Here is an 8,309-nt window from a genome sequence, read left to right on the forward strand (position 1 = left end):
TTTTTATCGACATATAGTATAATAAAAATAAGAGGTCCCCGTTTAGTTTTTACAGCAAGGAGGAAAATCCTTTGACACAGGTCATCACTGTCACGAATCAGAAGGGCGGCGTGGGCAAGACCACCACCGTTTCTGCGCTTGTCTGCGGCTTGAAGCAGAGGGGCGCGCGGGTCCTGGGCGTCGATCTGGACCCCCAGGGCAATCTTGGCTTCACTCTGGGCCTGGACATCGGCGAGTGCAAGACCGTATATGACGTGCTCACCGGCGCGTGCCCCATCGAACGGGCCATCTCCCACACGGAGTATGGCGACATCCTCGCCTCGGACATCATGCTCTCCACCGCCGAGGTGGAGTTCACCGCGCCCCGGCGGGAGTTCATGCTCTCCCAGCAGCTGGACATCGTGAAGCCGTTTTACGACTTCATCATCATCGACACCCCTCCGGCCCTGAACATCCTGACCATCAACGCCTACGTGGCCTCCACCGGGCTCATCGTCCCCATGGAGGCGGAGGTGCTGAGCCTCGTCGGCGTCTCGCAGATCCAGGACACCATCGACACCGTCCGCAGATCCTTCAACCCCGATCTGAAAGTCTTGGGCATCCTGCTGAACAAATACGACCGCCGCCTGACCCTCTCCCGGGAGATCCTGGACCTGGCCGAGTCCGTGGCGGAACAGCTGGACAGCCAGGTGTTCCACACCAAGATCCGCCGCAGCGTCAGCGTGGCCATGGCCCCCGCCCATGGGCAGAGCGTCCTGACCTATCAGCCCAACGCGAAGGCTTCCGCCGACTATCGCAGGATCGTGGACGCCGTGGCGGGCCCCGCCTTCCCGGCCTCCCGTCCCAAGTCCAAATGGTTCTGACATCCCCACTTTTCTGTCGTAAAGGAGATTTTGATCATGGCATCCAGTAACAGCAGCAAGACCGCCCACGTGATGAACCTTTTGAGCAAGAGCCGCGCGCCCGCCGCGGAGGCCCCGGCAGAGCCCCAGGCCCAGGCCGCTCCTCAGGCGGAGCCCGCTCCCCAGGCGGTCCCCGACGCCGCGCCCGCTCCCCAGGCGGAGCCCGCCCGCACCGCGCCGGTCGCGCCCATCATCTCTTCCATCAACGCCGATGCCGCCGTCTCCTCTCAGATCAAGGACGCCCTGGAGGCGGAGCTGGAGGAGGCCCCCAAGGCCGCCCCCGCCGCGCCGAGCGCCCCCATCCAGGAGGCCGCTCCCGTCCTCCGGGCCGAGCCCCCTGTCCAGCAGGCCGCGCCCCCGCAGACGGCGGCCCCCGTCCAGGAGGAGCCCCCCCAGGCGGCGGCAGCTCCTGTCCAGGAAGCGCCCGCCCAGACGGCCGCATCCCTCCAGCCGGAGCCTCCTGCGGAAGAGCACGCCTACGTCAACGTCATGCAGATCCTGGTAGACGAGAAGGCAGATGAGTACATGAAGATGTTCGGCATCTGCTGCTGCGACAAGTGCCGGGTGGATGTCCGGGCCTTCGCGCTGAACCACCTGCCGCCCAAGTACGTCGTCATGAGCGAGCGGGAGCGGGTGCCCCGCCTCACCGTCTATGAGAGCCGCTTCGCCAGCGACGTCACCGCCCAGCTGATCCAAGCCTGCAAGCAGGTCATGCTCACGCCCCACCACTCCAGGAAGGACGACTGAACGGTCCCATGTGAAAAAGTCCGGCACTGCGGTGCCGGACCTTTTCTATTTTTCACTTCACACCTTCGCCTCGGGAGCTCCCTCCGGGGCCGTCGAGGTGTTCGCGGGATCCACGCCGGCGGCGGTGCTGCTCAGCTGCTCCCACAGCACGTTGACGTTCTCCATACAGTTGAAGTACACGTTGGTCAAGATCTGGTTGGGGATGCCAAGCTCCTCCGCCAGCGTGGTGATGGCGTTCCAGTTGGCCGCCTCATAGCTCAGCACCAGCTCATAGAGCTTGCCGCAGCGGCCCTCCTTCTTCACCAGCGCGTCCTTCACCATGTCCGAGATCGGCAGTTCATCCAAGATCTCCTCCAGGGGAGCGTCCACCAAGTGGTTCAGCGTGGAGAACATGCCCATCAGATAGGCTTCCGCCTGGGAGACCGGCATGTTCTTGGCGTACTTCATCAGCTCCTTGCAGAAGGAGGCCCGCATGAAGGAGCGTTTCAGGAACTCCTCGGTCCCCGCGTCGGAGGGCGCTTCGCTGCTGACGCTGGCGCTGAGGAGGTAGATCCACTGCTTCAGCTGCGCCAGGCCCAGGGTCATGATGGCCTGATGGACCGTGACGGCCCGGTTCCGCGTGGCGAAATAGGCCGAGTTGGCCACCTTCAGCAGGTTATAGCTCAGGCTGGCGTCCATGGAGATCAGCTGCTCGATCTCGTCCACGTTCGGCTCGTCCCGGGTGATGGCCACCATCAGGCGGAAGAAGCTGGACTGGAGATAGGCGCTGCTGTGGACCCGGGTGGTCATCTGCTCGGCCACATAGGGGCCCTCCAGGCCGTCGGCCTTCAGCATCAGCGCCTTGCGGTACTCCGCGTCCGTCTCGATGTTGGTGAGCACGCACTTCTTGTGCATGCTGTGGGCCACCTCGATGATGTTGTGCATCGCCGGCTCCGGCGTGGTCTGGATGTTCACTTTGATGTAATCGATGCTGTCCAGCAGGGCCAGGTACCGCGGGGCGAACTGGAACTCGTTCACCGCGATCTTATAGCCCTCCTTGGCGAACTGGTTGACGAAGTGCATAGACAGCGGATGGATGATGACGCTGTCGTTGATCTGGATCACCAGTTCCGATTTGTCGAACAGACGGGGCGTCTTCTTCATCAGCAGCATGGTCGTGAAGGTCATGAAGTTCAAGGAGCCCTTGAGTGTCGTCGTACTGTTCTGGGTGAGGAAACTGTAGATCGTGTCGGCGGAGGCAAACTCCTTGGCCTGGGGGTTCTCCACGCTGAATGCCTGATTCTCCCCGTAATACAGGATCTCCTGCCCCAGGATCTTCCCCTCGGGGTCCTTGATCGGCTGCCTTACGATATATTTACTGCTCATGCTGTCCCTCCGTGATCATTCCCGCCGTCCGGCTTCTTCCAGCAGGTGGTCGATGACCTGCACCAGGTGCCCGATCTCCGGCTTGCTCATCTGCTCGTCCGCACCCAGCTCTTTGCCCTTGCGGCGCATCTCTTCGGTGATCAGGGAGGAGAAGATGATCACCGGCAGGTGCTTGAACTCCCGGTCATCCTTCACCAGCTTGGTCAGCCGGTGGCCGTCCATCTGGGGCATCTCGATGTCCGTGATGATCAGCGCGACCTTCTCGTCCATCTTGGGATCGTCCCGCAGGGAGTTCAGGTACTCCCACAGCTTGCTGCCGTCCGGGAACATCTGGGTGTTCTCATAGCCGGACTTATGCAGGGCCTCCTCGATCATCTTGCTCAAAAGCACGGAGTCCTCCGCCACCAGGATGCCGGCGTCGCTCCGCTTGCGCTCGCCCAGGCGGTCGATCTCGGACATCTGGATGGTGGTCTCGGGCGCGATCTCCGCCACGATCTTCTCGAAGTCCAGGATGGTCACCAGGTCGTCGCCGCACTGGGCGATGCCCGTGGCGATGCCCTCGTTCCCCCCGTTCACGGTCTTGTCGGGCTTTTGGATGCTGGTCCAGGAGATCCGGCTGATCCCCACCACCGTGTGTACCCGGAACGCGATGTTGATCTTATTGAAATTGGTGACGATGAACAGATCCTTATCCTTTTTCTCCTCGGAGACCCCCAGGAGGAAATTGGGCAGGTCCACCACGGTGATGACCTTGTCCCTGGGCTTGAAGATGCCCTCCACCGCCGGGTGGGCATGAGGCATGTGCTTCACGGGCTGGGAGACGATGATCTCCTTGACCTTCGCCACATTGATGCCATACAGGCTGTCATTGATGGTGAACTCCATGACCTCGATCTCATTCGTGCCGGACTCCAGCAAAATGCCCCGCTTGTCCTCTTCCAACAACATTCCGAACACACTCCTTTCAGTGGTTGCCCCCATACCATATGATATACGATGATGCGCTCAAAAGATCATCTCCGGCCGGCCGTAACACCGGACACAGGCCAGGCCGGTGGCGGGATCGAAGAGGAGCGTCCGGGCGACGGTGCCGCCCACGTCCTCCTTCAAGAGCTGGATGCCCTCCCGCTTCAGGTTCATATGTACGCTTTCGATATTGCGCTGTCCGATATTGCCCAGCGATCCGCCGCTGACCTCGAACATCTTGGCCCCGCCGGCGATCTTCGCCGTGATGCGGGACCGGGAGGCCCCCTTGGCCTCCATCATCTTCAGTGTCTCCCGGATGCCGGTGTCGGCGTATTTCATGGTGTTCTTCCGGCCCGGCTCCAGGTTCAGCGGCAGCATGATATGGACCAGGGACGCCAGGCGGATCCGCTGATCGTACAGGCAGATCCCGATGCAGGACCCCAGCGCGTAGGTGATCAGCATCCCGCTGTCTTTGGCCATCTTCATGTCCGCGATCCCCACTGTGATCTTCGTGCTCTTAGTCTCCACTGTTCACGCCCAGCCTCCTCAACAGAAAGTTCAGGGACCGAATATCCGGCGACAGGAGCAGACGGCAAGGGATCTCCTTCCCGTTGCAGATGAAATTCCCGCCGATGGTCATGATATAATTGGACTGTCCGCCGTACTCCGCCATGGGGACGGTGATGATCGCGCCCTGCATATCCACGGTGAAGGCGGGGACCGTCAGGTCGATCTCCAGATCCGTCAGGCTGCTGAGGGCGTTGATGAAGGTGGAGATCATGATGTTGCCCACCTCCGTCAAGGCGGAGCGGCCGATCTCGTCCAGCTCTTCGTAATCCTCGATGCGCTGGTCCATCATGCTCTCCAGCACCAGGTTCACGAAGTCCAGCTGCTGCACCGACAGCATGATGCCGCTGAGCTGGCCGCTCATGCCCACCAGCACGCCGGCGGTGATGGGCTCCGGCCCGCCGATCCACTCGATGGCCTCGTTATAGCCCATGATGCGGACCTCCGGCTGCTTGATGCGCACGGGCTTCCCGATCAGACTGGAGAGGCTGGTGGCGGCGTTGCCGGTGCCGATGCTGCCGACCTCCTTCAAAGCGTCCAGCTCCAAGAAGTTGAGTTCGTCATAGCTTTTCAATATCATGTCCTCTCCCCTCTCAGCCGCGCAGGCCGTTGATGGTCGTCTCGATCTCGTCGGAGACCTCGACCATCTTCAGCGCCATGCCGTAGGCCCGCTGGGACTCGATGACCTTGGTCATCTCCTCCGCCAGGTCGGCGTTGGACATCTCCAGGTGCTTGCGCATCAGCTTCCCCTCGCCCATACGGATGCCGCCGTTCTTGTCGATGGCCCGGAACAGGGTGCCGTCCACGTGCTCCATGCCGTCGTAGTTGATGTAGTCGAAAACGCCCACGGGCTGTTCCGCGTGCTCGTCCTCCACCTCGATCATGCCGCCGGTGGTGCTGAGGACGAAGCGGCCCTCGTTGTCCGAGAGGTAGTAGATCCGCTCCATGAGGGGCTGGCCGTCCGCGTCCGTGATCGTCTGGCCGTTCTCGTCCACCTCGCCGGAGGGGCGCATCAGCTCCGAGATGACGAACGCGCCGTTCCGGGTGAGGGTGATCGCGCCGGTGTCCAGGTCCGCGATGGCGAAGAAGCCGTCCCCCGCGATGGCGTAATCCTGGTCCTTCCCGGTCTCCTCGATCGCGCCGTTCTTGAAGTCCGTGTCCGTGGTCCAAAGGCATGCGCCCACGCCGGAGGGGAGCATCTCGAAATCCCCTCCGCCTTCGCCGCCTGCCTCGCCGACGGCCTTCAGATCGTCGTACATCAAGGAGGCGAACCGGCTCTTCTCCGCCTTATAGCCGTAAGTGTTCAGGTTGGCGATGTTGTTCCCGTGGACCGTCAGGCGCTTGAGCTGCTGGTGCGCGCCCACGGCCCCGATGAAAAAGGATTGATTCATGCGTTCCCCTCCCCTTTACTGGAAGCGGCCGACCTCGGTGGCCGCCCGGTTCATCACCTGATCGTACATCTTGGTGACCTGCGCAGCGCTCTGGAGGGCCCGCTGATAGGTGATCATCTCGGTCATCTGCTTGACCATGTCGCTGTTGGAGCGTTCCAGGTACTGGTTCCAGATCACGAAATCCGTGCTCTGCTGGGCGCCCTCCCCGGTGAAGAGGCCCCGGTCGTTCCGCTCCAGCGCCTCGTTGTCCTCGAAGCGGTAGACCCCCAGCTGTCCGATGGCGGTGCCGCCCTCATCCGAGAGCACGTCGTAATAGATGGTGCCCTGCTTGTCGCACCGGATCTTGTCGGTGCCCAGGTAGATGGGCTGGCCCTGGGGATCCAGCACCTGGCCGAAGCCGGGGAGGCAGAGGTAGCCCTCGTCATCCAAGGAGAAGTTGCCCATCCGGGTGTACGCCACCTCGCCGTCCGCGTCCTGGACGGCGAAGAAGCCCTCCCCCACGATGGCGAAGTCCAGCGGCAGGTCCGTGGGCTCCGGGATGCCCTGGCTGTAGTCCGTGTAGATGTCGCTGGGCGCCCGGATATAGCTCTGCCGGCCGATCTCCGTCCCGCTGCTGTGGTCCACGTCCACACGGCTGTACATCACGTCGTCGAAGGTCGTGGCGACGTAGCGTTCCTGCTTATAGCCCGCCGTGGAGATGTTGACCATGTTGTTGCCGATGACATTGAGGTTCTGCTGGTGCGTCAGCATGGCGGAGGTCAGATTGTAAAACCCCTTGAACATACGTTATCCCTTCTTCCTCTTCGGTTTCGGCGCCTCTGTCTCGCTGAAGTAGCTCTCCATATAGTTCCGCAGCTTTTGGATCGCGCGGGTATGTATCTGGGAGATGCGGGGCTCGCTGAGCTCCATCACCTGAGCGATCTCCTTCAGGTGGAGGTTCCGCTCATAGTACAGGGAGAGGACGATCTGCTCGTTCTCCCGCAGGGAGGCGATGCCCTGGGCCAGGGCCCTCTGGAGCTCCCGCTCCTGGAGGACCGCCTCCGGCTGGCTCTGCAGGTCGCTGGAGGGGACCTCCATCTGGTAGCCGCCGCCCGACGCCTCCCGGGTGTCCATCAGCACGTCCAGGGAGAGGACGTTGCTCAGGGCGATGTTGGCGGCGTCCTTCTGATACCGCTCCTGGGAGATGCCCAGGTGCTTGGCGATCTCCTCGTCCGTGGGGGTCCGCCCCAGGGCGGTGGAGAGCTCCGCCGCGGCCAGGTCGATCTCCTTGGCCCGCTTCCGGACGTTCCGGGGGATCCAGTCCTGCTTCCGGGCCAGGTCGATGACCATGCCCCGGATGCGCTTGGAGACGTAGGTCTCGAACTTCACGCCCTTGTCCGGGTCGAACTTGTCGATGGCCCCCAGCAGGGTCAGGATGCCCTCGTTGATGATGTCCTCGATCTGGGCGAAGCTGCTGTACACGCCCCGGATCTGCATGGCGGCGCTCTTGATCAGCCCCTCATACCGCAGGGCCAGGGGCCATTTCAGGCTCTCGTCCCCCGTTTCCTTGTAGAGCCGCAGGAGGTCCTGGGTATCCATCTCCTCGATCTGCCGCTCGTCGTAGCGCAGGGCGGTCGTCTCGTTCATGTGCCCACCGCCTTCCGTTCCGACCGGGCCGGGCCGTCCAGGGTGATGTTGCCGATGGCCTGGATCTGCACGGCGCTGGTGATCTCATTGAAGGAGAGCACATAGACGCCGGGATAGAACTGGGTGATCATCTTGGCGAAGTAGCCCCGGATCACCTGGCTGACCAGGATGATGGGGGTCTGGGAGAGGTCGTTGAACTTCTTCATCTGGTTCGCCAGCTGAGAGACGATCTGCTGCATCAGGTCCGGGCCCATCGCCAGGTACACGCCCTGCTCGTTCCGGGTGAGGGAGGCGATGATCTTCTTCTCCACCTCCGCGTCCAGGGTGACGACCCGGAGCTGCCCGTCCTCGCAGAAGCGGCGGGTGATGGTGCGGGCCAGCGCGCCGCGGACCTGCTCCGTGGCGGCGTCGATGTCCCGGCCCTGGGTCAGCGCGTCGGCCAGGGTCTCCACGATGGTGCCCAGATCCTTGATGGGCACGCCCTCTTTCAGGAGGTTCCGGAGCACCTTCTCCAGCGTGGCGTAAGAGATGATGCTGGGGATGGCCTCTTCCACCAGTTCGGGGGCGGAGCGCTTCAAATTGTCCACCAGCTGGATGGTCTCCGTCCGGCCCAGCATCTCGTAGGCGTACTTCTTCACCGTCTCGGACAGGTGGGTCAGCATGACGGACAGGGGATCGATGACGTTGTACCCGTAGATCTCCGCCATCTCCTTGTTCTCCGGCAGGATCCACCGGGAGGGGATGC

General features: G+C 62.5%; 10 protein-coding genes. 2 read left to right on the plus strand and 8 right to left on the minus strand.

The genetic code is table 11. The annotated features are described in order from the left end of the window. Window positions 1–71: 71 nt before the first annotated feature. Together QZ332_RS12230 and QZ332_RS12235 are read left to right on the plus strand one after the other, a co-directional pair. Window positions 72–863: a ParA family protein gene (locus QZ332_RS12230; protein ID WP_295765843.1), complete on the plus strand. Its 792-nt coding sequence runs from the start codon at window positions 72–74 to the stop codon at window positions 861–863. Between the two features lie 36 nt (window positions 864–899). After that, the gene (locus QZ332_RS12235; RefSeq protein ID WP_295765846.1) at window positions 900–1,649 is read left to right on the plus strand and encodes a late competence development ComFB family protein; all 750 of its coding nucleotides are present in this window, start codon (window positions 900–902) and stop codon (window positions 1,647–1,649) included. A gap of 57 nt (window positions 1,650–1,706) precedes the next feature. On the opposite strand, the gene QZ332_RS12240 is transcribed toward QZ332_RS12235, so the two are convergent. From QZ332_RS12240 to QZ332_RS12275, 8 genes are all read right to left on the minus strand, one after another. After that, window positions 1,707–3,014 carry an EAL and HDOD domain-containing protein gene (locus tag QZ332_RS12240; protein WP_295765849.1) on the minus strand — a complete coding sequence of 436 codons (1,308 nt, stop codon included), beginning with the start codon at window positions 3,012–3,014 and terminating at the stop codon, window positions 1,707–1,709. A 15-nt stretch (window positions 3,015–3,029) separates the two neighbouring features. After that, window positions 3,030–3,962, minus strand: coding sequence for a chemotaxis protein (locus QZ332_RS12245; RefSeq protein WP_295765852.1), 933 nt, complete (start codon window positions 3,960–3,962; stop codon window positions 3,030–3,032). Window positions 3,963–4,019: 57 nt separating this feature from the next. Further along, window positions 4,020–4,466, minus strand: coding sequence for a chemotaxis protein CheD (locus QZ332_RS12250; RefSeq protein ID WP_295765855.1), 447 nt, complete (start codon window positions 4,464–4,466; stop codon window positions 4,020–4,022). 31 nt (window positions 4,467–4,497) lie between these two features. Continuing rightward, window positions 4,498–5,127 carry a chemotaxis protein CheC gene (locus QZ332_RS12255; protein ID WP_295765858.1) on the minus strand — a complete coding sequence of 210 codons (630 nt, stop codon included), beginning with the start codon at window positions 5,125–5,127 and terminating at the stop codon, window positions 4,498–4,500. A 13-nt stretch (window positions 5,128–5,140) separates the two neighbouring features. Next, a complete protein-coding gene (locus QZ332_RS12260) occupies window positions 5,141–5,938 on the minus strand; it encodes a flagellar hook-basal body protein (RefSeq protein WP_295765860.1) in 798 nt (265 codons plus the stop codon). 15 nt (window positions 5,939–5,953) lie between these two features. Then, window positions 5,954–6,721, minus strand: a complete 768-nt coding sequence (locus tag QZ332_RS12265) for a flagellar hook-basal body protein (RefSeq protein ID WP_295765863.1) — start codon at window positions 6,719–6,721, stop codon at window positions 5,954–5,956. Between the two features lie 3 nt (window positions 6,722–6,724). After that, window positions 6,725–7,564, minus strand: a complete 840-nt coding sequence (locus tag QZ332_RS12270) for a sigma-70 family RNA polymerase sigma factor (RefSeq protein ID WP_295765866.1) — start codon at window positions 7,562–7,564, stop codon at window positions 6,725–6,727. Beyond that, a partial coding sequence (locus tag QZ332_RS12275) for an FHIPEP family type III secretion protein (protein ID WP_295765869.1) occupies window positions 7,561–8,309 on the minus strand: 749 nt, incomplete at its 5' end. The genes QZ332_RS12275 and QZ332_RS12270, both read right to left, overlap by 4 nt.

Origin of the sequence: uncultured Oscillibacter sp., assembly GCF_910584465.1 — a bacterium.
In the GTDB taxonomy this organism is placed as follows: Bacteria; Bacillota; Clostridia; order Oscillospirales; family Oscillospiraceae; genus Oscillibacter.

Excerpts from the sequence above, each read along its gene's own strand:
- QZ332_RS12250 (WP_295765855.1), bottom strand. The coding sequence starts at position 4,466 with ATGAAGATGGCCAAAGACAGCGGGATGCTGATCACCTACGCGCTGGGG.
- QZ332_RS12265 (WP_295765863.1), bottom strand. The coding sequence starts at position 6,721 with ATGTTCAAGGGGTTTTACAATCTGACCTCCGCCATGCTGACGCACCAG.
- QZ332_RS12260 (WP_295765860.1), bottom strand. The coding sequence starts at position 5,938 with ATGAATCAATCCTTTTTCATCGGGGCCGTGGGCGCGCACCAGCAGCTC.
- QZ332_RS12255 (WP_295765858.1), bottom strand. The coding sequence starts at position 5,127 with ATGATATTGAAAAGCTATGACGAACTCAACTTCTTGGAGCTGGACGCT.
- QZ332_RS12240 (WP_295765849.1), bottom strand. The coding sequence starts at position 3,014 with ATGAGCAGTAAATATATCGTAAGGCAGCCGATCAAGGACCCCGAGGGG.
- QZ332_RS12235 (WP_295765846.1), top strand. The coding sequence starts at position 900 with ATGGCATCCAGTAACAGCAGCAAGACCGCCCACGTGATGAACCTTTTG.
- QZ332_RS12245 (WP_295765852.1), bottom strand. The coding sequence starts at position 3,962 with ATGTTGTTGGAAGAGGACAAGCGGGGCATTTTGCTGGAGTCCGGCACG.
- QZ332_RS12270 (WP_295765866.1), bottom strand. The coding sequence starts at position 7,564 with ATGAACGAGACGACCGCCCTGCGCTACGACGAGCGGCAGATCGAGGAG.